The organism is Mesorhizobium sp. LSJC269B00 (assembly GCF_000502815.1).
Classification (GTDB): Bacteria; Pseudomonadota; Alphaproteobacteria; order Rhizobiales; family Rhizobiaceae; genus Mesorhizobium.
Genome location: NZ_AYVN01000009.1, coordinates 64,296 through 90,589 on the forward strand (window position 1 = coordinate 64,296; position 26,294 = coordinate 90,589).

Sequence of the window (26,294 nt, forward strand, 5' to 3'; positions counted from 1 at the left end):
AAGCAGGCCTGGGCCGGGACGGCCCGTACAGGCGACGCGATCGAGGGGTGCTGTTACAAATGATTGCGCTCAGCTCCCGTCCGACGACATCGCGCCGAGCAGCCTGCGTATATCGCCGAACCTGGCGATCGAGCCGAACACCAGTGCCGCCACCGCGACGAAGAACACGGAGACCGAAGCCATGGTCGGAGTGTAGCCGTAGCGCAGCGCGTTGAAGATCTTGATGGGCAGCGTCTCGGTGGTGAAGCCGATCGTCATATAGGCGACGATGTATTCGTTGAGCGACAAGACGAAGGCGAAGGCGTAGCCCGAGACGAGGTAGGGCAGGATCAACGGCAGCACCACGGTTTTCAGCACTGTGCGGTCGTCGGCGCCCATGGTGGCGGCGGCCTCTACCAGCGAGCGGTCGATCGAGGCAAAGCCGAGCGACAGCGTCACCAGCGGCAGCGTCACGAAGAAGATGGCGTGGCTGATGATGGCGGTGAAGAACTGGCCGAACAGCCCGACCGTCGCCCAGAAGGAGAGGAAGCCGAGCGCGGTGATGACCGGCGGCAGGATGAAGGGCGCGAGGCCCAGCACCTGAAAAATGTTCGCCCATGGCGCGATGCGCCGCCACAGGAACCAAGCCAGCGGCAGCGCGACCGCCACGGCAATGGCCGCCGAGCAGACGGCCAGCGTCACCGAATGGATCAGCGCCAGCCGCCATTCCGGATCGGTGAAGATCTGGGCGTACCAGGCGAGCGAGAAACCGACCGGCGGGAAGGAGAGCTCCTGGCGCGAATTGACCGACACGCCGGCGACGACGATCAGCGGCGCCGCCAGGAACAGCGCGACGATGGTGAAGTAGACACGGCGCAGCAAGGTCGCGGTCATAGGGCGTTCTCCCTTCGTCCGACGAGCAGTGTCAATCCGACCAGCGCCAGCGAGATCAGCACCAGGAACACCGCCATTGCGGCCGCGAACGGCATGTTGGACTGGTAGATCGCCTGGTCGGTGATCAGCACCGACAGCGTCCAGTGCTGCGGCCGTCCCAGAATCTGCGGCAGCAGGTAGGAGCCGAGGGCGAACACGAAGACCATGATCAGCGTCGCCACGATGGTGTTGCGCAATGCCGGCGCGACGACGTTGAAGAAGGCGCGGATCGGCGAGGCGCCGAGCGTGCGCGCTGCCTCGAGCAATGTCGGGTCGAGGCGCACGAGGGCGGGGTACAGCACCAGGATCGTATAGGGCAGCGCCTGGTAGACCATGCCGGTCAGCACCGCGCCAAAGGTCGGCAGCAGCGCCACCGGCTTGTCCATCAGCCCGATCGCCACGAACAAATTGGTGATGCCGGCGGTGCGCGAAAACAGCGTCGACCAGGCAAAGCCGATGATGACCTCAGACAGCGATAGCACCGATAACAGACCGACCAGCCACAGCGTCTGCACGAGGCGCGGCCGACGGGTCAAAAGGTAGGTGAAGGGGAAGGCGATGGCGACGCAGCAGACGGCGACCAGCACCGCCAGCATCAGCGAAAAGCCGAGCACGCCGCCGAAGAACACCGACAGGAAGCGGGCGTAATTGTCGAACACGAAGTCCGGCGTGTAGAAACCGGACGGGTTGCGTTTGAAGAAGCTGACCGCGATCATCGTCGAGAACGGCACGACGAAGAAGACGACCAGCATCAGCGCCGGAAAGAACAGCGGCGTGTAGTCGGCTATCGACTTCGGGGGTTCGCGTCTCATGCGCCGAGCACCACGCAGCTTGCCGGTGGCAATGTTACGCCGACCTTGGCGCCGACCGGCACGTCATGCCGCTCGCGCGGCGTCGTTACCGCAATGATGCTGGTACCGCCGACGTCGACGAAGGTCTCGATGGTGCCGCCGAGATCGCGAACGAAACTCACCTCGCCGGTAATGGCCGAGCCGCCGGGGCTGCCCAGATGCACGTCCTCCGGGCGGACCGAAACAGACGCTTTGGTCTGACCCGCCGGCATGGCAAGACCTGGAATGGCTGTGCCCAGAATGGTGGTACGCCCGGTGCTGTCGATCTCGGCCGGCAGCAGATTGGTGATGCCGATGAAGTCGGCGACGAAGGCGTCGGCCGGCTTGCGGTAGATCTCGATCGGCGGCGCCGCCTGCAGGATCCTGCCGTGGCCCATGACGACGACCAGGTCGGCCATGGTCATGGCTTCGCGCTGGTCGTGGGTGACGACGATGGTGGTGATGCCCAACCGCTGCTGCAACTGGCGCAGTTCCACCTGCATGGCCTCGCGCAGTTTGGCGTCGAGCGCCGACAGCGGCTCGTCGAGCAGGAACAGTTTCGGCGACAGCGCCAAGGCCCGTGCAATTGCCACGCGCTGGCGCTGACCGCCCGACAGTTTGGCCACCGGGCGGTCGGCAAAGCCGGTCAGATGGATGAGGCCCAGCAACTCGTCGACGCGCTTCTTCTGCTCCTCCTTCGAGGCGCCGCGAATGCGCAGCGCATAGGCGATGTTGTCGCCGACAGAGAGATGCGGAAACAGCGCCAGCGACTGGAACACCATGCCGAGATTGCGCTTGTGCGTCGGCAGCGGGGTGATGTCCTCGCCGTCGAGCACGATGGCGCCGCTGGTCGGCTCCTCCAGCCCGGCGATCATGCGCAGCAGCGTGGTCTTGCCGCAGCCCGACGGGCCGAGCAGGCACACGAACGTGCCGTGCGGCACGTTGAGCTGCACATTGTCGACGGCGGCGAAGTTGCCGAATTTTTTGGTGACGGCGTTGATGTCTAGTCCGGACATGCTCATCCCTCTCAGGCTGTGCGCTGGAGCAATTCCAGGAAAAGTGTGTAACGGTTTTCCGTCCGGAATTGCTTACAAACAAGAAAGTTGGAGTAGGTCGCCGTTTCCATGAAACGGTGAACTGCTCTAACGGGCCGCCGGAAGAGGTCCGGCGGCCGATCAGCTTTTAAGCGGATCGAACGGCTCAGCCGACGATGAGCTCGGTCCACTTCTGGTTGATCCAGTCGGCCTTCGACGTATAGAGGTCGTAGCGCGGAATGATCGGATCGATATCCGACGACACCGCGGCGAACTCTTCCGGCTTGAGATCAAGCACCTCCTTCTTCAGCGTCGGCGTGGTGCCGACCTTGCGCGACATCAGGCCCTGCATTGACGGCTGGCTCATATAGTCGATGAATGCATGCGCCTCGTCGACCTTGGTCGAGGCGCGCGACAGCACCCAATTGCCGGAGTCCTGGATGCCGCCTTCCTTCGGGAAGGTCGAGCGGACATGGAAGCCGTCGGCGACCGCGAGGCCGGTGACGTCGTGATAATACTGGCCCATCGGGATCTCGCCCGACTTCAGCGCCTGCTCGAACTGCGCCTCGTCGCGATACCACAGCCGGACATTCGGCTTGAGCTCGGCGAGCTTTTCGAACGCCTTGTTCAGTCCGTCCTCGGTGTCGAGCGCATTGGTGCCGCCCATGAAGGTCTTGGCTGTCACTTCGAGCAGGAACGAGTTCGAGGCAAGTGCCAGAAGGCCAAGCTTGTCCTCATTGGCCTTGTCCCACAGCGTCTCCCATGAGGTCGGCGCATCTTTGTAGACATCGGTGTTGGAGACCAGCGTGATCCACCAGGCGACGGCGCCGATGCCGGCGACCCGGCCATCCGGATATTTGTTGACGAAGCGCGGCAAGAGGTCGTTGTAGTGCTTGAACTTCGACGTATCGAGCGGCGTCCACAATTCGGTCGACTGGCCCTTCAGCGTCGAGGTCTGCGACATCATCGAAAGGTCGGCCGGCGCCTGGCCGGCCTTGGACGCCTGTTCGAGCTGCACCAGCCAGGCTTCGCCGGTCGGCTCGGCGACCGATTCCACTGCAATGCCGGTGGCCTTGGTGAAATCTGGGAAGACGTGCTCGTCGAAGGATTTCTTGAAATAGCCGCCATAGACGCCGACCTTCAGCGACTTGTCCTGCGCGCGCAGGATCGACGGCATGGCGAGCACGCCGGCTGTAGCGAGGCCCGCACCAAGCACGCCGCGCCGTGTCAGGGATTTTCCAATCAGTCTGTTCATCTGGTTTCTCCTCAGTTGATGCCGTTCTATTCCGGCAGGTTCCCTTCACGCACTGTCGCCGCCTGGCGTCAGTGGGCCGCCGCTCGTTGTTCGAGCGTACGGGCGTATTGCGTCAGTGGAAAGCACATGACGAAGAAGATCAGCGCCACCAGCCCGTAGACCTTGAACGGTTCGAAGGTGGCGTTGTTGATGGCGTTGGAGGTTCTGACCAGCTCCTCGAAGCCGATGATCGAGGTCAGCGCCGTCGATTTGATCAACTGCACCAGGAAGCCGACGATCGGCGCCCTTGTGATCGAGAACGCCTGCGGCAGGATGATCAGCCTGAGCTCCTGCAGACGGTGCAGGCCAAGGCTGGCGCCGGCGTCCCACTGCCCGCGCGGCAGCGCATCGACGCCGCTGCGCCAGATCTCGGCCAGATAGGCGCTGGCGAAGAAGGTCAGGCCGAGCACCGCGGCCGTCCATGGCTCGATGCGCAGGCCGAGCATCGGCAGGCCGAAGAACATCAGGAACAGCTGCATCAACAGCGGCGTTCCCTGGAACAGGGCGATGTAGCCGGAAGCGACCCGGTGGCTCCATTTATTCTCTGCGATCCTGAAGAACAGCACGATAAGCCCGACCAGCGCCCCGCCGACGAAGGCGGCCAGCGACAACAGCACCGTCCAGCGGGAGGCGAGCAGCAGATTGCGAACGATGTCCCAGAAGGTGAATTCGATCATGTGACACCTGCCCCCAACACGCGGCGCCCGCCTGTGACCAGCAGCCGGCGCAAGGCCATGGACAGGACGAGGTAGACCAGGGTCACGACGAAATAGGTTTCGAAGGACCGGAAGGTGCGGGCTTGCAGCATGTCGGCCTCATAGGTCAGCTCGCGCACGGCGATCTGCGACACCACGGCCGATTCCAGCATCATGATGACGATCTGGCTGGTCAGCGCCGGGTAGATCACCTTGAGCGCCTGCGGCAGCACGATCTTGATGAACACCTGGCGCGGTCTCAAGCCCAGTGCACGCGCTGCTTCCGTTTGTCCGCCGGGCACGGCATCGAGACCGGCGCCGACGATTTCAATGGTGTAGGCTGCCATGTTGAGCGTCATTGCCAGCATGGCGGCCAGGATCGGATCGAGCCTTATGCCGAGGCTGGGCAGGCCGAAGAAGATGAAGAACAGCTGCACCAGGAACGGCGTGTTGCGCATCACCTCGACATAGACCGCGATGGCGCGCTTCACGAATACCGGGCCGTTGCGCCGGCCGGCAGCGCCCAGGATGCTGAGCAGCGTGCCCACGAGCGTGGTCACGACGATCAACAGGATCGTCGTGGCCGCGCCGCGTGCGATGTCGCCCGCAGCACCTGGGAGCCAGGCAAAGGCCACGAGAACTCAATCCTTGAGGTTGTCGGGATTGAGCGGCGTCTTCAGCCAGGCCTTCGAGCTCTCGTCGAGCTTGCCGTCGGCCAGCATCTTGGCAACCGCATCATTGACCGCCGTCTTCAGCCGGTCCTCTTTCTTGTTGAGGCCGATATGCGAAGGCGAGGTCAAAAGCTGGAACTTCTGCTCCGGCTTCAGCGCGTCCTGCTTGGCCAGCACCTGGGCGCCGACATCATTGCCGACCACCATCAGCTGCGTCTGGCCGGAGATGAAGGCCTGGATGACGGAGTTGTAGTTGTCGAAGCGCTTGATGTCGGCCGATGCCGGCGCCGCTTCGGTCAGCGACGTATCCTCCAGCGTGCCGCGATTGACGGCGATCGACTTGTCGGCAAGGTCTTCCTTGCCTTTGACGGAGAGCGCTGCCGGACCGATGACGGCGATGTAATAGGGCGCGTAGGCGGCGGCGAAATCGATCACCTCCTCGCGCTCCTTGGAATAGCCGACGCTCATCAGGATATCGACGCGCTTGTCGGTGAGATACGGGATGCGGTTCTGGCCGGTGACGCTGACCAGATTGAGCTTCACCTTGAGTGAATCGGCGATCGCCTGCGCGACGTCGACGTCGTAACCCTTGATGCTCATATCGGCGCTGGCCGAGGAGAAGGGCGGAAAGTCGGAGAAGATGCCGACATTGATGGCGCCGGCCTTGGTGATGTCGTCGACGGCGTCGGCATTGGCCTGGGAGGCGAAGCCGAGGCCGGCGAGCATCAGCGCAGCGGCGATGGTTGATTTCATATGGATTGTCATTGGTATTCCCCTTCTGGAAGCTTGTTTGTTTTGGAAACGGCCGCCGGCTCCAGCGCGGCGGCCGCCTTTGCATGTGAAATCCGTCAGGCCCCCTTGCCGGTGATCGCCGGGCTGAACACCATCAGGCTCAGGATCTCGAACAGGACCTGGGCGCCGACATGGGCGGTGTTGGTGGTCGCGTCATATTGCGGCGCCACCTCGACGACATCGCCGCCGACAATGTTGAGACCTTTCAAGCCGCGCAGCAGTTCGAGCACCTCGCGCGTCGTCAGGCCGCCTATTTCCGGCGTGCCGGTACCCGGCGCGAAGGCCGGATCGACACTGTCGACGTCGAAGGAAATGTAGGTCGGGCCGTCGCCGACTATTCTGCGCGCCTTCTCGATGATGGCCGGAATGCCGAGACCCGTCACCTCTTCGGCATGCACGACCGTCATGCCGGATTCATAGGNCCTTCTCGATGATGGCCGGAATGCCGAGACCCGTCACCTCTTCGGCATGCACGACCGTCATGCCGGATTCATAGGTGAACTCCCACAGATACTCCGCCGAGCCGCGGATGCCGATCTGGATGGTGCGGGTGGGGTCGAGCACGCCGTCCAGCACCGCGTTGCGGAACGGTCCGCCATGATGGAACTTGGTCATGTCGAACAGCCCGCTTGTGTCGCAATGGGCGTCGATATGGATCATGCCGACCGGCGCCTTCTTGCCGACCGCCTTCAGGATCGGATGGCTGATCGAGTGGTCGCCGCCGACCGAAAGCGGCAGCACGCCGGCATCGACGATCTGGTTGGTGCGGCGCTCGATGTCTTCGTGGCTGACCTCCAGCCGGTAGCGGCTGCGGAACGGCGTATCGCCGATGTCGGCGACGCGCAGCTCATGCGTCGGCGCGCATTCCAGCACATGATTGTAAGGGCCGATGCGCTCGATGGCGCGCAGCGCCCTTGGCCCGAAGCGCGAGCCGGGCCGGTTGGTGACGCCGAGATCCATCGGCACGCCGATGATCGCCACCTGCAAATCGCCGAAATCCGGATTGTCGGCAGCGATTTCACGGTAGGGCGCGGCGAGGAAGGTCGGGATGCCGGCATAGGGCGCGAGTCGGGTGCCGCTCTTGGAGAAGATCTTGTCGGCGACCTTGCGGAACTTCGGGTCGAACATCTCGCCGCCATGGCTCTCGCCATATTTGCGGCGCAGCGCGTCGAGTTTGCCTCTGTCATAACCCATGTCGGTCTCCTCCTGCCGGGCTGGTGCATGCGGCAGCGTCTGCAAACTGACCATCATCCGGCCGGGTCGCTGTCCCGCTGGCTGCCTGTAGATTTCACGTCATTAATGCTGTTGACCTGCCAAAGTGTCCGGCAGCCGCATTGAAAAATCAATTGATATTGTTACGGTGCTGATTGTGAGAAAATCTCACAGAGTATCCGGTTGCTCATGGCCAAGCGTCTGCCCCCCTTGAATCCCTTGCGCGCCTTCGAGGCGACGGCGCGGCATGCCTCGCTGACCAAGGCGGCGAGTGAGCTCAACGTCACCCACGGCGCGATCAGCCACCAGATCAAGGCGCTCGAGCAATCACTCGGCGTAAAACTGTTCGAACGCACCGGACAGCGGGTAAAGCTCACCCCGCACGGCGCCGAATTGCTGCCGGCGGTCTCGACCGCCTTCGACGGCATCGCCGCCGCCACCCAGCGCATGACCAGGCCAGCCAGCGCCGGTACACTGTCGGTGTCCTGCGTGCCGGCGCTGCTGCTTCTATGGATGACGCCGCGGCTCGGCAGCTTCATGGCGCAATACCCCGACATCAGGCTGACGCTGATCCCGTCCAACGACCCCAAGGACATCCGCGCCCCACAGGTCGATCTCTGCGTGCTCTATGGCGACGGCAGCTGGACCGATTGCTGGATGCGCAAATGGTCGGGCCTCGAACTGTTCCCGGTGGTCAGCCCGACGTTGATCAACAACCGGCCGCTCCGCATCTGCCGGGATCTTGCTGGCCATGTCATCCTGCATGGCGATGATGGCCGCGAATGGCACACCTGGCTGGCCGCCGCCGATGGGCTCGACCTCGAACGTGGCCGCCGTCACCACCTCGGCGACGCCCGCACCGCGATCGAAGCCGCGGTGCATGGCCATGGCGTGGCGCTCGGCGATTCCGTCACAGCCAGCATGCTGCTCGCCAGGGGCCTGCTGGTGGCGCCGTTCAGCCTGTCGGTGCCGGCGGTCGACGATTTCTATGTCGTCTGCCGCAACGAGATGCGTTCAGCGCCGATCGTGCAATTGTTCGTCGACTGGCTGTTCGCCGAAAAGGAACAGGCCGACAGCCGCGCCGACGCGCCGGTGGCCGGCCGCATCGGCAGCCGCCGGAAGCGTCCGGCGCTGCGGGTGGTGGGCGCCAAGAGTTGAGGCTGGACCGGAGCGACTGCTTTTTGTCGGGCCAGCCCGGAAAGCGGGAAGCGCTTTCAAAAATTCAATGCTAATAAGCTCTTGCCAGGCAATTCCAGGAAAACTGTGCGGCGGTTTCCCGTCCGGAATTGCGTAAGAAGGACGTGAGCAGCGAAGGCGACGGCAGGACATGGCAAGAACTGATATAGCGCGGCGCGTCTACAACCACACCTGGAAGCTGGACCCGATCGTCCGCAGCCTGCTCGACACCGATTTCTACAAGCTTCTGATGCTGCAGATGATCTGGGGCATGTACCCCAAGGTCGACGCCACCTTTTCACTGATCAACCGCACCACTTCGGTGCGCCTGGCCGACGATATCGACGAAGGCGAACTGCGCGACCAGCTCGACCATGCCCGCACGCTGCGCTTCTCCAAGAAGGAGATGATCTGGCTCGGCGGTAACAATTTCTATGGCCGCAAACAGATCTTCGAGCCGGAATTCCTCGCCTGGCTGGAAGGTTTTCGGCTGCCCGACTACGAGCTCTCCAAGCGCGACGGTCAGTACGAGCTCTCCTTCAGCGGTCCCTGGATGTACACCACCCTGTGGGAAATCCCGGCGCTGGCGATCATCAATGAGCTTCGCTCCCGCGCCGCCATGCGCGCCTTCGGTCCCTTCGCGCTTGACGTGCTCTATGCACGCGCCAAGGGGAAGATGTGGGCCAAGACCGAACGCTTGAAGGCGCTGCCCGGCATCCGCATCTCCGATTTCGGCACCCGCCGCCGCCATTCCTTCCTGTGGCAGCGCTGGTGCGTCGAGGCGCTCAAAGAAGGCATTGGCGAAGCCTTCACCGGCACCTCGAACGTGCTGCTGGCGATGGACAACGACCTCGAAGCGCTCGGCACCAACGCGCATGAATTGCCGATGGTGTTTGCCGCCCTTGCCAAGTCGGAAAAGGAATTGAAGGAATCGCCCTACAAGGTGCTGCAGGACTGGCAGCGCTACTACGGCGGCAACCTGCTGATCGTGCTGCCCGACGCTTTCGGCACCGCATCCTTCCTGCGCGACGCCCCGGACTGGGTCGCCGACTGGACCGGCTTCCGCCCCGACAGCGCGCCGCCGATCGAAGGCGGCGAAAAAATCATCGACTGGTGGCGCGAGAAGGGCAAGGACCCCAGGCAGAAGCTGCTGATCTTCTCCGACGGTCTCGAGGTCGAAACCATCGAGGAGACCTACAGGCACTTCAAGGGCAAGGTGCGCATGTCCTTCGGCTGGGGCACCAACCTCACCAACGATTTCGAAGGCTGCGCGCCGACCGAAACCAACAGCCTGGATGCGATATCGCTGGTCTGCAAGGTGACGGAGGCCAATGGCCGGCCGGCGGTGAAGCTGTCGGACAATCCGGCGAAAGCGACGGGCGACAAGAAGGAGATCGAGCGCTATCTCCGGATTTTTGGGGCGAAGGACCGCGTGGAGCAGCTGGTCAAGGTTTGAGGGTCGGCGGGTGCCTTGCTGGACGAAATGGAAATCGCGATAGCGTGAGTTCCCGCCCACCCCCCTCTGTCCTGCCGGACATCTCCCCCGCAAGGGGGGAGATTGGCACCGTCGAGTACCGCGCCTCTTTCTTTACCCTTGAAAGTTGGCGAAAGCCCCGGCGACATCCAATCTCCCCCCTTGCGGGGGAGATGGCCGGCAGGCCAGAGGGGGGTGTGAAGGATCGCGTCAGGCTGACATATGTCGCCTGCTCCCCCACCCTCACACTCCTCCCCACCCCTGCCTTCGCCCACGCCTCCGACCGCGGCCACGTCCTCCTGCTTCCCACCGGCTACTACATCGCCGGCGGCGCGCTTGCCGTCGCGGTCAGCTTCCTCGTCCTCGCCCTGCTGCCACCCGCAACCCTCGACCGCTTCTGGCGCCGCCGCTTACAACTTTTCACCTTCAGCGACACCGCCCGCACAATCATCAGCCTCATCTCCTTTGCCGGCTTCGCAACGCTCATCGCCGCCGGCCTGTTCGGCAGCCGCGACCCGCTCTCCAATCCGCTGTCGCTAACCATCTGGACGCTGCTCTGGGTCGGCCTTGCCATCGCGCAAGGCCTGTTCGGCGATCTCTGGTCGTGGCTGAATCCATGGTATGGCCCGCGGCGGATCGAAAGCCGCCTGTTCAAGTTTCGTGGTCGTGAGGGACAGGAATCGCGTTTGCCTTCATGGCTCGGCTGCTGGCCGGCCGTTATCCTGTTCTTCGCCTTCGCCTGGTTCGAGCTGATCTACCCGGCGCCCGACGACCCGGCGCGGCTTGCCTATGTCGCCGGCCTCTACTGGTTGCTTACCTTCATCGCCATGCTCGCCTTCGGCTACCGCGATTGGAGCCGGCGCGGCGAATTCCTGACGGTGTTCTTCGCCATGGTGGCGCGCTTCGCCCTTGTTGAGCGCGATGAACACGGGCGGCTCGCTCTCTGCTGGCCGGGCTCAAAACTGCTCGGCGCGGCACCCCTGCCGGCAAGCGGCATCGCTTTCCTGCTGCTCAGCCTGTCATCGGTGTCCTTCGACGGCCTGTCGAAAACCTTCTTCTGGCTCGGCCTGTCCGGCATCAACCCGCTGGAATATCCCGGCCGCACCGCGCTCATCGGCATTAGCAGCTTCGGCCTCGTGCTGACCTTCGTCCTGCTCGCGGCGGCATTCCTGCTGGCCGTCATCCTCGGCCAGCGCCTCGCCGGCAGCCGACATTCCCTCCGCGAGGCCGCCGGGCTGCTGGTGTGGTCGATCGTGCCGATCGCGCTTGCCTATCATGTCGCGCACTATCTGACGGCGCTGCTGGTCGACGGCCAGTATGCGATCGCCGCTCTGTCCGACCCGTTCGCGCTGGGATGGAACCTGTTCGGCGCCGCCGACATGCAGATCGAGGCCGGCATCGTCGCCGGCGCCGACTCCGCGTGGTGGCTGTGGAACCTGCAGGCCGGCATCATCATCGCCGGCCATATGCTGGCGGTGCTCGTTGCCCATGGCCTGGCCTGGCGACTGCACCAGGTGCCATCGCGCGCCGCCCTCAGCCAGTTGCCGCTCACCATGCTGATGATTGCCTACACCATCTTCGGCCTGTGGTTGCTTGCCACGCCGACGGCCGGATGAGACAAGCTGATCAACATGCCTTTGCGGAAAGCCCGCTTGCAAGCTCTGTGCTTTGGTGATTTAGTTTGTACACATGCAATTTCTGACCCTCCTGCAAGGGAGTGGCCTTGCCTCGTTACAGACAGTCAAAACTCAAAAACAGGGGAACTGCCGTGACTGACAAGAATGGGTTTTTCGATCTCTCCAAATCCACCCTTAGCCGCCGCACCGCGCTGAAAGGTCTCGCCGCCGGCGCCGGGCTGACGCTCGCGCCCGGCTTCGTCCGCTACAGCCAGGCGCAGAGTTCGGCGCCAATCAAGATCGGCTTCCAGTCGCACCGCACCGGCATCGGCGCCGCCTATGGCCGCTGGTACGAAAAGACCAGTGCCGCCGCGGTCAAGGCGATCAACGATGCCGGCGGCATCAACGGCCGGCCGGTCGAACTGGTGATCGAGGATGACGGTACCGATCCCGGCCGTGGCGCCGAAGTGGTCGGCAAGTTCGCCACCCAGCACAAGACCGACATCGTCTTCGGCACGCTGTTCTCGCATGTCGTGATCGGCTCGGCGCCGGCCGCCGGCGAAAACAAGATCCCTTATTTCGTCGTCAGCGAAGGCCACCATGTCGCTTCGACCAAGCTCAACCGCTACGTCTTCCAGCCCGGCATCACCGATGTGAAGAGCCAGATCCAGTCGATGGCGCCATGGATCGCGGCCAATGCCGGCAAGAAGGTGACGCAGATCTTCCCGGATTTCGCCTTCGGCTACGACCATCGCGACTACCTGCCGCCGGCGCTGAAGGCGCAAGGCGCCGAGGTCATCGCCCAGATCGCCATCCCGCCGACAGAGTCGTCTTTCACGAAATACTTCCCGCAGATACCGGCCGAGACCGAAGTCATCTACCACGTGATGGTCGGCCCGGCCGTGCTCACCTTCGTCAAGGAACTCGGCGAGTTCTACGGCTCCAACCGGCCGCAGCTGTTCGGCTTCATCGATTCGCTCGAAGCCACCGACATCAACAGCCCCGGCCTCGAATTCCTGGACGGCAGCCATTTCTGGGAAGGCTCGCCGCGCTATGCCCAGGCCAATGACTCGGCCGCGCAGAAAGCCTACCGCGCCGCCGTTGGCATCGACGAAAATGGCGCTGCCGTCGGCGACCCCAAGGACGTCTCCACCGCCGCCCACATGTTCGGCTGCTGGGAGACGCTCTATGTCGTCAAGAAGGCGATGGAAGACGCCGGCTACAAGGGCCCGGAAGACCGCGCCAAGCTGGTCGAGGCGACCGAGGCGCTGACCGAATTCGCCGAAGGGCCGGAGCATCCGCAGGGGCCGAAGACCTTCAACGGCAAGATCCACCAGTGTTTTGGCATCCAGAACATCTCCAAGGTCGAAGGTGGCAAGCTGAATGTCGTCCACAAGACCAAGATCGAGGACGGGCTTTACGAGGCCGAAGGGGATTATACGACGCAGGCGCTGTGAGGCGCCTTACCCTCCCCCTTGTGGGGAGGGTCGGCACGCAAGCTTCGCACTTTTGCGAAGCTTGCGAGACGGGTGGGGGTCGCGACGGCCCGTGCCCAACCCCCACCCGACCGCTGCGCGGTCACCCTCCCCACAAGGGGAGGGTAAGGGCGCCCTGAATGCATTTCGGACCCCATCTCCTCCTCGCCGCCCTCGAAGGCCTTGTCACCTCAGCCGTGTTGGCGCTGACGGCGCTTGGGCTGTCGCTGGTGTTCGGCGTCATGCGCGTCGTCAACGTCGCCCATGGCGAGTTCTTCATGCTGGGCGCGGTGCTGGCCTGGGCGATCTCGACGGCGATACCCGGCCATCCCACGCTCGGCTTCCTGGCGGCGCTGGTGATTGCGCCGCTGATTGTCGGCGCCATTGCGCTGGTAGCCGAGCGGCTTGTGCTGCGCCGGCTCAATTACAATCCGGAAGCCACCATCGTCGCCACGATCGGCATGCTCTACATCATCCAGCAGCTGGCGTTGAGCTTCTATGGCCCGGAAGCCCGCCCGGTGGAGCCGCCCTTCAGCTACCGCATCCTTTTGCCCTGGTTCGGCTATTCCGGCTACAAGCTGTCGATCATTGCCGCTTCGGCCCTTCTGCTCATCGCCACCTGGCTGGTGCTGACGCGCACCAAGATCGGCCTCATCATGCGCGCCACCCAATATGACAGCGAGACGGCGCAGGCCTTCGGCATTCCGGTCGCCCGCGTCTATGCCGGCGTCTTCGCGCTCGGCGCCATGCTGGCGGCCATCGCCGCCGTGCTGATCGTGCCGATCAGTCAGGCGCACTACCTGATGGGGCAGGACCCGCTGCTGTTGTCTTTCATCGTCGTCATCATCGGCGGCCTCGGCTCGCTGCGCGGCACGGTCGTCGCCGCCGTGCTGATCGGCCTGTCCGACGGCATCATCTCGGTGTTCTTCTCGCCGACTTTGGCCAAGATCATAGCCACGCTGCTGGTGGCCATGGTGCTGGTGTTCAGGCCCCAAGGCCTGTTCGGGCAGGCGCCGCGATGAGCGAAGCTTCGCCGGCAAAAGCCTATGCATTGCATCTCGGCGTCATCGCGCTACTGTTTGCGCTGAGCTTCGTCCTGCCCGACTACCATCATGGCCTGCTGGCCCGCATCATGGTGCTGGCGGTGTTCGCCATGGGCTACAACATGCTGTTCGGCTATGTCGGCCTGCTCAGCCTCGGCCACGCCATGTTCTTCGCCGCCGGGCTCTATGGCGCTGGTCTCGCGGTCATCCATCTCGGCTGGAGCGTGCCTTTGGCTTTCCTCGCCGGCATCGCCTGCGGCGCGCTGCTGGCACTGGTGATCGGCCTGCTGGCGCTGCGCACCACCGGCGTCGCCTTCATGATCGTCACCATGATGTTCGCGCAGGTGTTTTACCTCGTCATCCTCTATTTCGCCGCCTGGACCGGCGGCGACCAGGGTCTGGTCGTGCCGCAGCCGGCGCGGGTTCTGGCCTTCGGCGCGACATCGCTCGACCTAACCAACCCGACCGTGCGCTACATGAGCGCGCTGGCGCTGTTCTCGGTCGTGCTGCTGATCACCCTCGCCATCGTCCGCTCCCGCTATGGCCGCGTGCTGGTCGCGGTGCGCGAGAACGAGGAGCGCACGAAAATGCTGGGCTACGACACCTTCTCCAACAAGCTGATCGCCGTCGTCGTCTCCGGCACCATCTGCGCCGCCTCGGGTGCGGCCTATGCGCTGCTGTTCGGCTATGTCGGCTCCAGCTTTGCCTCGGTGCAGTATTCCATCCTGCCGCTGCTCTGGGTGCTGCTCGGCGGCGCCGCCACGACGCTGGGCGCGCTGCTCGGCACGGTGTTCATGTACTATGTCATCGACACCGCCAGCGGCTACACCTCCGCCTATCTCCTGATCGTCGGTATTGCGCTCATCCTGCTGGTGCTGTTTTTCCCCAAAGGCATTCTGGGCACCATCCGCCAGCGCTGGCTCGGGTGGCTCCCATGATGCCGTTGCTGACCACCAAAGGCCTGGCGCGCAGTTTCGGCGGCCTGCGCGCCGTCGACGGTGTCGATTTTCAGCTGATGCCGGGCGAGATCCGCGCCGTCATCGGCCCCAATGGCGCCGGCAAAACCACCTTCGTCAGCCTGGTCAGCGGCCGCATTCAGCCATCGTCCGGCATGATCGTCTTCGACGGCGCCGACATCACCAGCCAGCCGGCCTATCTCAGGGTGCGCCGGGGCATCGCCTACACCTTCCAGATCACCAGCGTCTTCGCCAACCTCTCTGCCTACGATAATGTCGCGTTGCCGGTGCAGCGCACGCTGACCGATGGCCGCTCGAAAGGTGCGGTGCGCACGGGCGTCATGGCCGCGCTGGAACGCACCGGACTTGCCGGCCGCGCCCATATGCCGGCCGGCCAGCTTTCCTACGGCCACCAGCGCCTGCTGGAAGTCGCGATGGGCCTGGCGCTTAAGCCGCGGCTTTTGATCCTCGACGAGCCGACGCAGGGGCTGGCCGACAGCGAGATCGACAATTTCATCGGACTGGTGCGCGAGATCGCCAAGAGCGCCACCGTGCTTCTGATCGAGCACAACATGCCGGTCGTCATGCAGCTGGCCGACCGCATCACGGTCTTCAACGCCGGCAAGATCCTGGCCGAAGGCACGCCCGAACAGGTTCGCGCCAACACACAGGTGCAGGAAGCCTATCTGGGGACGGCGCCATGAGCGAAGCCCCCAAGACTGAGGCCCCCAAGACTGAGGCCCCCAAGACTGAAGCCCACGAGACTGAAGCGCTGACTATCTCCAGGCTCGACTGCTTCTATGGCGAGGTTCAGGTGCTCTATGGGCTCCACCTAGTGCTCAACAAGGGCGAGGTGCTGTGCCTGTTCGGTCGCAACGGCGCCGGCAAGACGACGACGCTGAAAGCGATCATGGGGCTGGTTCGGTCGAGCGCCGGTTCGATCCGGCTCGCCGGCAAGGAGTTGACCGGCCTGGCGGCGCATGAGGTGCCCAAGGCCGGCGTCGCCTATGTGCCCCAGGGCAGGCGGCTGTTCGCCGAGATGACGGTGGCGGAAAACATCGAGATCGGCCTGATGGCGCGCGGCAAGGGCAGAGCGACGCGCGAGAGCGTGCTCGACCTCTTCCCGCTGCTGCGCCAGCGGCTGCGGCAGCGCTCCGGCACTTTGTCCGGTGGCGAACAGCAGATGCTGGCCATGGCCCGTGCGCTTTGCCTTGAGCCGCAGGTGCTGTTGCTAGACGAGCCGACGGAGGGGCTGATGCCGTCGATGATCGCCAAGATCCGCGAGACGGTGGTCAAGCTGCGTGAGCTTGGTGTCTCCACCATTCTGGTCGAACAGCGCGTCGACGCCGTGCTGTCCGTCGCCGACCGCGTCTGCTTCATCGAGAACGGCCGCAACCGCGAGACCGTCGATGTCGAGCAATTGCGCGCCGACCCATCGGCAGTCAGGCGCTATGTCGGCGTCGGCTGATCAGCCGAAAAACAGGAACCCGGCGATCAAAAAGATCGGGATCAGCACCAGCCCTGACCATGCCATGTAGCCGAAGAAGCCCGGCATCTTCACACCGCGGTGTCGGGCGATGGCGTAGACCATGAAGTTGGGTGCATTGCCGATATAGGTGTTGGCGCCCATGAACACCGCGCCGGCCGAGATCGCGGCCAGCGTCGAGGCCGCCTCCGTCATCAGGTGCCGCGCGTCGCCGCCTGCGAGTTCGAAAAACACCAGATAGGTCGGCGCATTGTCGAGGAAGGACGACAGCCCGCCGGTCAGCCAGAAATAGGCGAGATCATTGGGCTGGCCGGTGGGTGACGTCACCAGCGCCAACAGCGGCGCCAGCGCGCCGTCATGGCCGGCGCGAAGGATGGCAATGACCGGCACGATGCAGATGAAGATGCCGGCAAACAGTTTTGCCACCTCCGCGATCGGGCCCCAGGTGAAGCCGTTGGCCTCGCGATGGCTCTTGAGGGAAAAGACAAGCGACAGCCCGGCGAGCGCCAGGATGATGGCATCGCGCACCAGGTTCTGCAGTTCGAGGCCGACGCCGAGGATGGAGAAAGTCACGCCCGGCTTCCAGGCAGCTGAAAGCAGGATCGCGGCAATGACGCCGGCCAGCAACGGCAGATTGGCCAGGCCGCGAAGGCGCACCTTCGTATCCGGCGTCGGATCCTTGATCTTCGGCGCGCCGCCTTCACGGCGATGCAGCATGATGTCGATGGCCAGGAAGACAAGCAGCACCAGGCCGCCGGTAAACAGCGTCTCGCGCCAGAGGTTCGCCGTCGTCCAGAAGAAGTCGACGCCGCGCAGGAAGCCGACGAACAATGGCGGGTCGCCCAAGGGCGTCAGCGAGCCGCCGATGTTGGACACCAGGAAGATGAAGAAGATGACGACATGGGCGTTGAACTGCCGGTTGTCGTTGGCGCGCAGCATCGGCCGGATCAGGATCATCGAGGCGCCGGTGGTGCCGATCACCGAGGCCAGCATTGCCCCGACGAGCAGCAGCCCGGCATTGACCAGCGGCGTGCCATGGATGTTGCCGGCCACAAGGATGCCGCCCGAAATGGTGTAGAGCGCGAACAGCAGGATAATGAACGACATGTATTCGGTGAGCAGCGTGTGCAGCACGGCTTCGCCGGCTACCGGAACGCCGAATGCAACCATCAGGGGGATGATCGCCAGCGCTGCCCAGCCGGCGGCGATCTTGCCGTAATGATGCTCCCAGACATGGTGGAACAGCAGCGGTCCGGTGGCGATCGACAGCAGCAGGCCGGCGAAAGGCAGCGCCCACGACAGCGACATGGCAGCATCGGGCAGGCCGCGGGCCTCGGCCGCGAAGGCCATTTGCGGAGACACAGCGGAAGCGAGTACACCTGCCGCGAAAGCCTTCCCCAACTGTGTGCAGCCCCCTCGATGCCTCACGATCCAGTCACTCCGAGATCGGGTCTTCGAGCCTCACCCCGGCATCGCGCATCCGCTTCAGCATCGCCTCGACCGAACCGTTGAGATCGATGCCGCGGCAGGCGTCGAGCCGCACCGTCGTCGTGAAGCCTTGCTTGACCGAGTCGAGGGCCGAGAAGGCGACGCAGAAGTCGGTCGCCAGACCAACCAGGGTCACGGTGCCGATGCCGCGCTCCTTTAGGTAGCCGGCGAGCCCGGTCGGCGTCTTGTGGTCGTTCTCGAAGAAGGCGGAGTAGCTGTCGATATCGAGGCGGAACCCCTTGCGGATCACCAACTCGGCCTTGGTCCAGGCGAGCCCCGAGTGAAAGTCCGAGCCGAGGCTGCCCTGGATGCAATGGTCGGGCCACAGAGTCTGCGGCCCATAGGGCATCTCGATGGCGCTGAAGGGCTGGGCACCCGGATGGCTGGAGGCAAAGCTCGAATGTCCGGCCGGGTGCCAGTCCTGCGTCAGCACGACATGCTCGGCGTGCCGAATCATATCGTTGACCAGCGGCACGATCTCGTCGCCGCCGGCAACCGCCAGCGCGCCGCCGGGGCAGAAGTCGTTTTGCAGGTCGATGACAACAAGCGCTTCGTCGGCCATGGCGCCTCTCCTCTTCTACGTCTCGAACGGGGGATCGAGTGAAATACGCCGCTGATGCGACCGGATGCTGAAACTTGACCGGATGGCCGCCTGCGTCAACCTCTGCAAGCGTAAGAAATGCTTGGCGGCCGGGTTCCCTTAAACTCCGGCTTTGACAATTTCCGCCAGCTTGATATCATTTGCATACGAATGAATTTGGCCTGATCAGACACTGGCGGGTTCGGGAAGTCCCCACCTTTGAAGGCCCCAATGGGAAGGCCGATTTTTTTTGGAAGGCAAAGCGTGATCCGTTACGCGAAACCCACCACGCTCGACGAGGCGCTCGCTCTGCTGGGCGAGGGCGCCTGGCGCGTGCTTGCCGGCGGCACCGATTTCTATCCAGCGCAGGGCGCCAAACCGTTCCGCGAGAATGTTCTCGATATTAACGGCCTGCACTCGCTGCGCGGCATTGCCGAGACCGAAACCCATTGGGTTTTGGGCGCCCGCACCACCTGGACCGACCTTGTCCGCCATCCATTGCCGGCGGCTTTCGATGCGCTGAAGCAGGCCGCGCGCGAAGTGGGCTCCCTGCAGATCCAGAATGTCGCCTCGATCGCCGGCAATCTCTGCAATGCTTCGCCTGCCGCCGATGGCGTTCCGGGACTGCTGGTGCTGGACGCCGAGGTCGAGCTGCGCTCTGCAGCCGCGACGCGTAATCTGCCGCTGCAGGAGTTCATTCTCGGCAACCGCCGCACCGCGCTGCTACCGGGCGAGCTGGTCACCGCCATCCGGGTGCCGAAGCCCAGGGCCGCTGGCACGTCGGCCTTCGTCAAGCTCGGTGCGCGGCGCTACCTCGTCATCTCCATCGCCATGGTGGCGGCGCGCCTCGTTGCCGAGAATGGCATGGTCATGGAAGCCGCTGTCGCGGTCGGGTCCTGCTCGGCCGTCGCCAGGCGGCTCGCCGCTGTCGAAGCCGTGCTGGTGGGCAAGCCTGTCGGCCCGGCACTCGCCGATGCTCTCCTGTCCGCGCCGATGGCCGAGCTCTCGCCGATTGCCGACGTGCGCGGCAGCGCCGAATACCGGCTTGACGCAGCGCGCGAGCTTGTCGCTCGCGCCGTGCTGGGGGCCTGCGGGCTGACGAACGACAACAGCATGGTGGCGGCATGAGCCACTCTGAGATGATTGAAGCCCTGCCCGACCTCGTGCCGGGCCTCGGCATCGAGCGCGCCGAGATCGCCTTCGCCGTCAATGGCGCCGCCGTCTCGGTCAATGTGCCGCCGCTGCGCCGGCTGTCGCAGGTTTTGCGCGACGAATTGCAGCTGACGGGCACCAAGGTTGGCTGCGATGCCGGCGATTGCGGCGCCTGCACGGTGCTGGTCGACGGCGACGCCGTCTGCGCCTGCCTGATGCCGGCGGCCTCCGCAGCCGGGACGTCCGTAACGACCGTCGAAGGCCTCGCCAATGGCCGGCTCTCGGCTCTGCAGGCGTCCTTCCTGGCACATGGCGCCGCGCAATGCGGCATCTGCACGCCGGCGCTGCTGGTCGCGGCAACGGCGCTGGTGGATGGCACGCCGAATCCGACCGAGACCGAGGTGCAGGATGCGCTGGGTGGCATCCTGTGCCGTTGCACCGGGTACAGAAAGATCATTGCGGCAGTGATGGATGCGGGACGGTTCGAGACGTCGACCGACGGCGCTGCCCCTCATCCGCCTGCCGGCACCTTCACCCCGTATAGTGACGGGGAGAAGGGAAGTGCTCCAGCGCCGACGCTCCCCTCTCCCCGTTCTTCACGGGAAGAGGGTAAGGGTGAGGGGCAGCGCCAACGTCATTCGTTGGAATTCAACTTTGAACGTAGAATGCCAACCACAGGGAATGCTGTAGGCGCCTCCCCGGTCCGGCTCGACGGCGTGCCAAAAGTCACCGGCGCTGAAAAATTCGGCGCCGATGCCTTTCCCGCCGATGCGCTGGCCGTGCTGGTGGTCCGCTCGCCGCATTATCATGCCGGCTTCGCCTTCGGCGACCTGGAGGGCTGGGTGAAGTCGCATCCCGGCATCGCCGGCGTCTTCACCGCCGCCGACATTCCGGGAAAAAACTGTTTCGGCGTCATCGGTCCGTTTGCCGACCAGCCGGCGCTGGCCGAAGGCTTTGCGCGGCTGCGCGGCGAGGCAGTGGCGCTGGTCGCCGGCGAGCGCGAGGCCATGCTCGATCTCGACCTCCAGGATTTCCCGGTCCGCTGGACCGAGCTGCCGCATTTTCTGCAGCCCGGCGACGCGCAGGCAGAAGGGGCGGCGCTCATCCACGCGAACCGCCCGGCCAATTTGTTGACCAAGGGCTTTGTCGAGCGCGGCGACCCCGAGGCGGCGCTTGGCGAGGCTGCCTTCACAGTGTCCGGTGCCATCGACACCTCCTATGTCGAGCACGCCTATATCGAGCCGGAAGCCGGCCATGCCTACATGGACGGCGACACGCTGGTCGTCGTCGCCTGCACCCAGGCCCCCTACATGGATCGCGACGAAACGGCGAAGGTGCTCGGTCTTGCCGTCGACAAGGTGCGCATCGTGCCGACCGCGACCGGCGGCGGCTTCGGCTCGAAACTGGACGTTTCACTGCAGCCGCTCATCGGCCTTGTGGCACTGAAAACCGGCCGGCCGGCGGCGCTTGCCTACACCCGCACCGAATCGATGATGTCGACCACCAAGCGCCACCCCGCCGAGATGAAGGCGACGATCGGCACTGACGCCGAGGGCCATGTCACCGGCATGATCTTTTCCGGCGATTTCAACACCGGCGCCTATGCCAGCTGGGGCCCGACCGTCGCCAACCGCGTGCCGGTGCATGCCTCCGGTCCCTATGCGACGCCGAATTACCGCGCCGAAGGCCGCGCCATCCACACCCACGGGCCGATTTCCGGCGCCTTCCGCGGCTTCGGCGTGCCGCAGGCGACGATCATGCAGGAGACGCTCTATGATGAGCTCGCCGGCAAGCTGGGCATGGACCGGCTCGATTTTCGGCTGAAGAACTGCCTTCGGAACGGATCCGAAACGGTTACCGGACAGCGACTGGAGTCGGGCGTCGGCATATTCGAGTGCCTCGACTCCTTGCGGCCGCATTGGGCTCGCGCGAAGGCCGACGCAGATACATTCAACAATGCCAATACGAGCAAAAAGCGCGGCGTCGGCATCGCGTCCTGCTGGTATGGCTGCGGCAACACCTCGCTGCCCAATCCGTCGACCATCCGGGTCGGTATCTCGCCAGAGGGGGAGGTCATCCTGCATCAGGGCGCCGTCGATATCGGCCAGGGCTCCAACACCGTCATTGCCCAGATCTGCGCCGACGCACTTGACCTGCCGCTGGAAAAATTCAAGCTGAGAAGCGCCGACACCGCGATCAGCCCGGACGCCGGCAAAACATCGGCCTCGCGCCAGACTTTTGTCACCGGCAAGGCGGCCGAAAAAGCCGGCCGCGCCTTGCGCGAAAAGATCCTGCGCTTTGCCAATGTCTCGGAGAACGCGGCCCTGCAATTGGACGGTCCGGTGATCGTCATTCGTGAGGGCGAAGCCACTCGGCGTATCGATCTCGCCGCGCTCGATGTCGATGCGGACAGTTTCGTCTTTCGCGCTGAGGAGACCTACGATCCGCCGACGCTGCCGCTCGATGCCAAGGGCCAGGGCAAGCCTTACGCCGTCTACGGCTATGGCGCGCAGATCGCCGAACTCGAGGTCGACCTCAAGCTCGGCACGGTGAAGCTCTTGAAAATCACCGCCGCGCACGATGTCGGCAAGGCTATCAACCCGCTGCTGGTCGAAGGCCAGATCGAAGGCGGCATCGCGCAAGGCATCGGCATGGCGCTGATGGAGGAATACATCCCCGGCCGCACCGAGAATTTGCACGACTATCTCATCCCGACCATCGGCGATGTGCCTGAGATCGAGCACATATTGATCGAGGTTCCCGATCCGGAGGGACCGTTCGGCGCCAAGGGCCTGGGCGAGCATGTGCTGATCCCGACCGCACCCGCCATCCTCAACGCCATACGCCACGCCACCGGCGTTCTCATCACCAAGGTTCCGGCGACGCCGACGCGCATCCGCGCCGCCATCCGCGAAAAAGATGGCATCCGCGACAAGGAGGCACGCCGATGAGCGAGCTTGCCGAACGCTTCGAAACCCACGATCCGGGCGAAAAGCTGGTGGCGGAAAAGATCCGCTGCGATGCCTGTCCGGTGATGTGCTACATCGCCGATGGCCGCACCGGCGCCTGCGACCGCTACGGCAATGTCGGTGGCCGCATCGTGCGTATGGACCCGCTGACCATCCTCGATCATGCGGCAGAGAGTGGCGCCGCGGTCGTGCCCTTCACCGCCGAGGGCGAGCAATGGGACGGCGAACTGGTCAACAACGGCCGCCGCTTCGTCACTGCGATCGGCGCCGGCACCACCTATCCCGACTACAAGCCGGCCCCCTTCATCGTCAGCCAGGAGGTCGAGGGCGTCGATCTGGTGACCGTGGTCACCGAAGGCATTTTTTCGTACTGCGGCGTCAAGGTGAAGATCGACACGGACCGTCATCTCGGCCCCGAAACGGCAATCGTGCGCGCGCAAGGCGAGGCGATCGGCCACGTCACGACAGGCGAGTATGGCTCGCAGATGCTGTCGCTGGGCGGCGTGCATCATCTGACCGGCGGCTCCAAGGCCGAAGGCCGGGCAACCTGTGACGCGATGCTCAGTCTGTGCAATCGCAAGCCGGTCGAACTGACCATCGATGGCGGCGCCACCATCACCGTCGAAGCCGGCAAACCACCTGTCATCGACGGCAAGCAGGAACACCGCATGCGGGTCGGCTGCGGCTCGGCCACCATCGGCATGTTCGCCACGCAATGGCGCGGCCTTGTCGACGAGGTGGTGGTGGTCGACGACCACATCACCGGCGTCGTCTCCGAGCATCAGGCCGGCAAGGTGCTGGGCTGGCAGGACACCGGCATCAAGATCATCGGCCGCCGTTCGACGCCGGGCCGCTATTTCAAGGTTTCCGAGCCCGGCCTCGGCTGGGGCGGCACCTCGATTTCCGACCCGCTGTCGATCCTCGGCGAATGGAACGCCAAGAAGGGCGCCCGCCCCGGCCTGTCGCTGCTGATGGTGTCGACCACCGGCGAGCAGTTCGCCTATTACGAGCTCGACGACGAGTTGAAGCCGGTGGAAAAACCGTTCCCCGAGCGGCTGCAGAAATCGGTCGGCCTGATCGAGGACAATTGCGAGCCGGCGCTCTGCACCGTGCTGTTCATCGGCGGCGCCGGCGGTTCGCTGCGCGCCGGCGTCACCGAAAACCCGGTCAATCTCACCCGCTCGGTGCAGGGCTTGAATACCTATGTTACCGTTGGCGGCGCGCCGGTCTATGTCTGGCCGGGCGGCGGCATCACGCTGATGGTCGACGTCATGCGCGTGCCGGAAGGCGCCTTCGGCTATGTGCCGACGCCGGCGCTGGTGGCGCCGATCGAATTCACGCTACGCCGCGACGACTATGTCAGGCTGGGCGGCTACGAGGCCGAGATACGCAGCGTCGAGGATATCGTTGCCAAAGGCGGCGAATATCTCAACCCGCGCCGCGGCTCAGGTGCCGAGGCCCACAATCCATGGCCGCCGCTGGCGCAGTTGCGCCGCGTCGGCTCGAACGGGGCCTCTTGATGCAAGGCCCGCAAGTCCACTGGCTGCAGGACGGCAAGCGGCTGCATCTCAACCACGGGCCGATCGACCTGATCGTCCAGGCCTTTGGCGAGGCGGATGAGTGTCGTGCCGCCTACGCCCAGTCGATCGAGCGCTTCCAGACGATCCTGGTCGAGTTGGTCAAGGAGCTTCCGGAACTGCGCCTCCCGGCATTTTTCCTGGCGCCACGCACCTTTGCCGGTCCGACGGCCCGCCGCATGGAAGCAGCCGTCATGCCCTTGGCGGAAAGCTTCATCACGCCGATGGCCGCCGTCGCCGGATCGGTAGCCGACGAAATGCTCTCGGCATTGCTTGCAGGCCGCAGACTCGACCGCGCCTATGTCAACAATGGCGGCGACAGCGCACTCCACATCGGCAAGGGCCAGTCGATGAACCTGGCGATCGCCGGCACCGGCAACGGCATGGCCGACCGTCTCACCATTCGCTCGGCGGACGGCGTGCGCGGCGTCGCCACGAGCGGCTGGCGCGGCCGTTCGTTCTCGCTTGGCATTGCCGACGCCGTCACCGTGCTGGCCCGCACCGGCGCCGAGGCCGATGCGGCGGCGACGCTCATTGCCAACGCCGTCGACCTGCCCGGCAATCCCGCCATCAAGCGCATTCCCGCGCACGACTTGGCGCCCGACAGCGATCTCGGCGCGCGGCTGGTGACACAAGCCGTCGGCATGCTCGCGCGTGGCGATGTGGAGCGGGCGCTGGACAATGGCCTTGCCGTCGCCGAAGATTTTCGCCGGCGCGGCCTGATTGCCGCATCGGCGCTGTTTCTAGGCGGGGAAGCGCGGATCAGTGGTTCCATGGCGCTTGCCGCGCCCAACAAAAATCCAGGGAAGGAAGTTGCCCATGCCTGAGTTTCCGATCCGCAAGATTGCGGTTCTGACCGAAGAGATTTTTCACGATGGCGGCCCGGCCGCAGCTGTGCCGCGCCGCCGCGCGGCGGCCGTGGCGCTGGTGAAGAACCCGTTCGCCGGCCGCTACGTCGAAGAATTGCAGAGCGCCATGGACGATCTGAAGCCGCTTGGCCTGCTGCTCACCGACAAGCTCATTGCCGCATTGGGCGGCGACATCAAGCAGATCGACGCCTACGGCAAGGGCACCATTGTCGGTTCGTCAGGGGAGCTGGAGCACGGCGCGCTCTGGCATGTGCCGGGCGGTTATGCCATGCGCGAGCGGCTGGGCGACGCCAAGGCGATCGTGCCGTCGGCAACCAAGGTCGGGGCGTTCGGCTCGCGGCTCGACGTGCCGCTCGGCCACACCAACGCTGCCTATGTCCGCAGCCATTTCGACGCCATGGAGGTCGGCCTCAGCGACGGGCCGCGTGCCGACGAAATCCTGTTTTGCCTCGCCATGAGCTGCGGCCCGCGCGTGCACGACCGCATGGGCGGCCTGGCTGCAGGCGACATCAAGGCCTGGGATGGCTTGCGATGAGCGGCGGTGACAATCTTCTCAAGCTGGTCGAGGCCGAAGAGCCCGACGAACATGATTACCGCCTGCAGGAGCAGGTCGGCTTCATCCTGCGCAAGGCGCATCAGCGCCATGTCTCGATCTTTGCCGCCCAGATCAGCGACCTGACGCCGCCGCAATTCGCTGCACTCGCCAAGCTGCACGATGTCGGCGAGACCTCGCAGAACCAGTTGGGAACGCTGATCGCCATGGATGCGGCGACCGTCAAGGGCGTGATCGATCGGCTGAAGGCGCGTGGCCTGGTCGACCTGACCAAGCATGAGGTCGACAAAAGGCGCCTGCTGGTCAGTCTCACGCCAGAGGGACGCGAGGCGATCGAACGGCTGATCCCGTTGGCCCGCGCCATCACCCAGGAGACACTGGCGCCGCTGACGGCCAAGGAAGCGGCCACGTTTATGCGGCTGCTAGCGAAGTTAGCCTGA

The 26,294-nt window shown here is 64.5% G+C and carries 23 protein-coding genes and 1 pseudogene; 14 read left to right on the forward strand and 10 right to left on the reverse strand.

Features of this window, described 5'->3' with window-relative positions:
* Positions 1-69: 69 nt before the first annotated feature.
* From X771_RS144430 to X771_RS01000000165205, 8 genes and pseudogenes are all read right to left on the reverse strand, one after another.
* Positions 70-873, reverse strand: coding sequence for an ABC transporter permease (locus X771_RS144430; RefSeq protein ID WP_023671272.1), 804 nt, complete (start codon positions 871-873; stop codon positions 70-72).
* Positions 870-1,724 carry an ABC transporter permease gene (locus X771_RS144425; protein ID WP_023689185.1) on the reverse strand — a complete coding sequence of 285 codons (855 nt, stop codon included), beginning with the start codon at positions 1,722-1,724 and terminating at the stop codon, positions 870-872. The genes X771_RS144430 and X771_RS144425 overlap by 4 nt, the downstream gene beginning before the upstream one ends.
* Positions 1,721-2,758: an ABC transporter ATP-binding protein gene (locus tag X771_RS144420; protein ID WP_023671274.1), complete on the reverse strand. Its 1,038-nt coding sequence runs from the start codon at positions 2,756-2,758 to the stop codon at positions 1,721-1,723. Before X771_RS144420 ends, X771_RS144425 begins: the two co-directional genes overlap by 4 nt.
* Positions 2,759-2,942: 184 nt before the next feature.
* Positions 2,943-4,022 (reverse strand): extracellular solute-binding protein, encoded by a 1,080-nt coding sequence (locus tag X771_RS144415; RefSeq protein ID WP_031193903.1) that lies wholly within the window; start codon positions 4,020-4,022, stop codon positions 2,943-2,945.
* Positions 4,023-4,099: 77 nt separating this feature from the next.
* Positions 4,100-4,747, reverse strand: coding sequence for an amino acid ABC transporter permease (locus tag X771_RS144410; protein WP_023689186.1), 648 nt, complete (start codon positions 4,745-4,747; stop codon positions 4,100-4,102).
* On the reverse strand, positions 4,744-5,400 hold the full coding sequence (locus tag X771_RS144405) for an amino acid ABC transporter permease (RefSeq protein ID WP_023689187.1): 657 nt from the start codon (positions 5,398-5,400) through the stop codon (positions 4,744-4,746). Before X771_RS144405 ends, X771_RS144410 begins: the two co-directional genes overlap by 4 nt.
* Positions 5,401-5,406: 6 nt before the next feature.
* A complete protein-coding gene (locus tag X771_RS144400) occupies positions 5,407-6,201 on the reverse strand; it encodes a transporter substrate-binding domain-containing protein (RefSeq protein WP_023689188.1) in 795 nt (264 codons plus the stop codon).
* 83 nt (positions 6,202-6,284) lie between these two features.
* A pseudogene (locus tag X771_RS01000000165205) lies at positions 6,285-7,422 on the reverse strand (agmatinase).
* 207 nt (positions 7,423-7,629) lie between these two features.
* Here X771_RS01000000165205 and gcvA point away from each other — a divergent pair.
* From gcvA to X771_RS144360, 8 genes are all read left to right on the forward strand, one after another.
* The gene (gene gcvA, locus X771_RS144395; RefSeq protein WP_023689189.1) at positions 7,630-8,598 is read left to right on the forward strand and encodes a transcriptional regulator GcvA; all 969 of its coding nucleotides are present in this window, start codon (positions 7,630-7,632) and stop codon (positions 8,596-8,598) included.
* A 169-nt stretch (positions 8,599-8,767) separates the two neighbouring features.
* A complete protein-coding gene (gene pncB, locus X771_RS144390) occupies positions 8,768-10,072 on the forward strand; it encodes a nicotinate phosphoribosyltransferase (RefSeq protein WP_023683568.1) in 1,305 nt (434 codons plus the stop codon).
* A 191-nt stretch (positions 10,073-10,263) separates the two neighbouring features.
* Positions 10,264-11,706, forward strand: a complete 1,443-nt coding sequence (locus X771_RS144385; RefSeq protein ID WP_023689190.1) for a hypothetical protein — start codon at positions 10,264-10,266, stop codon at positions 11,704-11,706.
* A 152-nt stretch (positions 11,707-11,858) separates the two neighbouring features.
* The gene (locus X771_RS144380) at positions 11,859-13,163 is read left to right on the forward strand and encodes an ABC transporter substrate-binding protein (RefSeq protein ID WP_023689191.1); all 1,305 of its coding nucleotides are present in this window, start codon (positions 11,859-11,861) and stop codon (positions 13,161-13,163) included.
* Between the two features lie 158 nt (positions 13,164-13,321).
* Complete coding sequence (locus X771_RS144375; RefSeq protein WP_023683565.1) at positions 13,322-14,203, forward strand: branched-chain amino acid ABC transporter permease; 882 nt, start codon at positions 13,322-13,324, stop codon at positions 14,201-14,203.
* Positions 14,200-15,162, forward strand: a complete 963-nt coding sequence (locus X771_RS144370; protein WP_023689192.1) for a branched-chain amino acid ABC transporter permease — start codon at positions 14,200-14,202, stop codon at positions 15,160-15,162. Before X771_RS144375 ends, X771_RS144370 begins: the two co-directional genes overlap by 4 nt.
* Positions 15,159-15,884: an ABC transporter ATP-binding protein gene (locus X771_RS144365; protein WP_023689193.1), complete on the forward strand. Its 726-nt coding sequence runs from the start codon at positions 15,159-15,161 to the stop codon at positions 15,882-15,884. Before X771_RS144370 ends, X771_RS144365 begins: the two co-directional genes overlap by 4 nt.
* The gene (locus X771_RS144360) at positions 15,881-16,648 is read left to right on the forward strand and encodes an ABC transporter ATP-binding protein (protein ID WP_023689194.1); all 768 of its coding nucleotides are present in this window, start codon (positions 15,881-15,883) and stop codon (positions 16,646-16,648) included. The genes X771_RS144365 and X771_RS144360 overlap by 4 nt, the downstream gene beginning before the upstream one ends.
* On the opposite strand, the gene X771_RS144355 is transcribed toward X771_RS144360, so the two are convergent.
* Both X771_RS144355 and pncA read right to left on the reverse strand, forming a co-directional pair.
* Complete coding sequence (locus X771_RS144355; RefSeq protein WP_050587466.1) at positions 16,649-18,016, reverse strand: sodium:proton antiporter; 1,368 nt, start codon at positions 18,014-18,016, stop codon at positions 16,649-16,651.
* Positions 18,017-18,101: 85 nt separating this feature from the next.
* A complete protein-coding gene (pncA, locus tag X771_RS144350) occupies positions 18,102-18,716 on the reverse strand; it encodes a bifunctional nicotinamidase/pyrazinamidase (protein ID WP_023689196.1) in 615 nt (204 codons plus the stop codon).
* Positions 18,717-18,998: 282 nt separating this feature from the next.
* Between pncA and X771_RS144345 the strand changes: the two genes are divergently transcribed.
* From X771_RS144345 to X771_RS144320, 6 genes are read left to right on the forward strand one after another with little or no spacing between them, the layout of a single operon-like run.
* Positions 18,999-19,862 (forward strand): xanthine dehydrogenase family protein subunit M, encoded by an 864-nt coding sequence (locus tag X771_RS144345; RefSeq protein ID WP_023689197.1) that lies wholly within the window; start codon positions 18,999-19,001, stop codon positions 19,860-19,862.
* Positions 19,863-19,873: 11 nt separating this feature from the next.
* The gene (locus X771_RS144340) at positions 19,874-22,837 is read left to right on the forward strand and encodes a molybdopterin-dependent oxidoreductase (RefSeq protein WP_031202905.1); all 2,964 of its coding nucleotides are present in this window, start codon (positions 19,874-19,876) and stop codon (positions 22,835-22,837) included.
* Positions 22,834-24,375: a hypothetical protein gene (locus tag X771_RS144335; RefSeq protein ID WP_023683557.1), complete on the forward strand. Its 1,542-nt coding sequence runs from the start codon at positions 22,834-22,836 to the stop codon at positions 24,373-24,375. The genes X771_RS144340 and X771_RS144335 overlap by 4 nt, the downstream gene beginning before the upstream one ends.
* The gene (locus tag X771_RS144330) at positions 24,375-25,259 is read left to right on the forward strand and encodes a thiamine biosynthesis protein ApbE (RefSeq protein ID WP_023671293.1); all 885 of its coding nucleotides are present in this window, start codon (positions 24,375-24,377) and stop codon (positions 25,257-25,259) included. The genes X771_RS144335 and X771_RS144330 overlap by 1 nt, the downstream gene beginning before the upstream one ends.
* On the forward strand, positions 25,252-25,836 hold the full coding sequence (locus X771_RS144325) for an amino acid synthesis family protein (RefSeq protein WP_023689199.1): 585 nt from the start codon (positions 25,252-25,254) through the stop codon (positions 25,834-25,836). Before X771_RS144330 ends, X771_RS144325 begins: the two co-directional genes overlap by 8 nt.
* Positions 25,833-26,294, forward strand: coding sequence for a MarR family transcriptional regulator (locus tag X771_RS144320; RefSeq protein ID WP_023689200.1), 462 nt, complete (start codon positions 25,833-25,835; stop codon positions 26,292-26,294). The genes X771_RS144325 and X771_RS144320 overlap by 4 nt, the downstream gene beginning before the upstream one ends.

Coding starts and splice junctions, on each gene's coding strand:
- X771_RS144430 (WP_023671272.1), bottom strand. CDS start 873: ATGACCGCGACCTTGCTGCGCCGTGTCTACTTCACCATCGTCGCGCTG.
- X771_RS144425 (WP_023689185.1), bottom strand. CDS start 1,724: ATGAGACGCGAACCCCCGAAGTCGATAGCCGACTACACGCCGCTGTTC.
- X771_RS144420 (WP_023671274.1), bottom strand. CDS start 2,758: ATGTCCGGACTAGACATCAACGCCGTCACCAAAAAATTCGGCAACTTC.
- X771_RS144410 (WP_023689186.1), bottom strand. CDS start 4,747: ATGATCGAATTCACCTTCTGGGACATCGTTCGCAATCTGCTGCTCGCC.
- X771_RS144400 (WP_023689188.1), bottom strand. CDS start 6,201: ATGACAATCCATATGAAATCAACCATCGCCGCTGCGCTGATGCTCGCC.
- gcvA (WP_023689189.1), top strand. CDS start 7,630: ATGGCCAAGCGTCTGCCCCCCTTGAATCCCTTGCGCGCCTTCGAGGCG.
- pncB (WP_023683568.1), top strand. CDS start 8,768: ATGGCAAGAACTGATATAGCGCGGCGCGTCTACAACCACACCTGGAAG.
- X771_RS144385 (WP_023689190.1), top strand. CDS start 10,264: ATGGCCGGCAGGCCAGAGGGGGGTGTGAAGGATCGCGTCAGGCTGACA.
- X771_RS144375 (WP_023683565.1), top strand. CDS start 13,322: ATGCATTTCGGACCCCATCTCCTCCTCGCCGCCCTCGAAGGCCTTGTC.
- X771_RS144370 (WP_023689192.1), top strand. CDS start 14,200: ATGAGCGAAGCTTCGCCGGCAAAAGCCTATGCATTGCATCTCGGCGTC.
- X771_RS144365 (WP_023689193.1), top strand. CDS start 15,159: ATGATGCCGTTGCTGACCACCAAAGGCCTGGCGCGCAGTTTCGGCGGC.
- X771_RS144360 (WP_023689194.1), top strand. CDS start 15,881: ATGAGCGAAGCCCCCAAGACTGAGGCCCCCAAGACTGAGGCCCCCAAG.
- X771_RS144355 (WP_050587466.1), bottom strand. CDS start 18,016: ATGGCCTTCGCGGCCGAGGCCCGCGGCCTGCCCGATGCTGCCATGTCG.
- pncA (WP_023689196.1), bottom strand. CDS start 18,716: ATGGCCGACGAAGCGCTTGTTGTCATCGACCTGCAAAACGACTTCTGC.
- X771_RS144340 (WP_031202905.1), top strand. CDS start 19,874: ATGATTGAAGCCCTGCCCGACCTCGTGCCGGGCCTCGGCATCGAGCGC.
- X771_RS144335 (WP_023683557.1), top strand. CDS start 22,834: ATGAGCGAGCTTGCCGAACGCTTCGAAACCCACGATCCGGGCGAAAAG.
- X771_RS144330 (WP_023671293.1), top strand. CDS start 24,375: ATGCAAGGCCCGCAAGTCCACTGGCTGCAGGACGGCAAGCGGCTGCAT.
- X771_RS144325 (WP_023689199.1), top strand. CDS start 25,252: ATGCCTGAGTTTCCGATCCGCAAGATTGCGGTTCTGACCGAAGAGATT.
- X771_RS144320 (WP_023689200.1), top strand. CDS start 25,833: ATGAGCGGCGGTGACAATCTTCTCAAGCTGGTCGAGGCCGAAGAGCCC.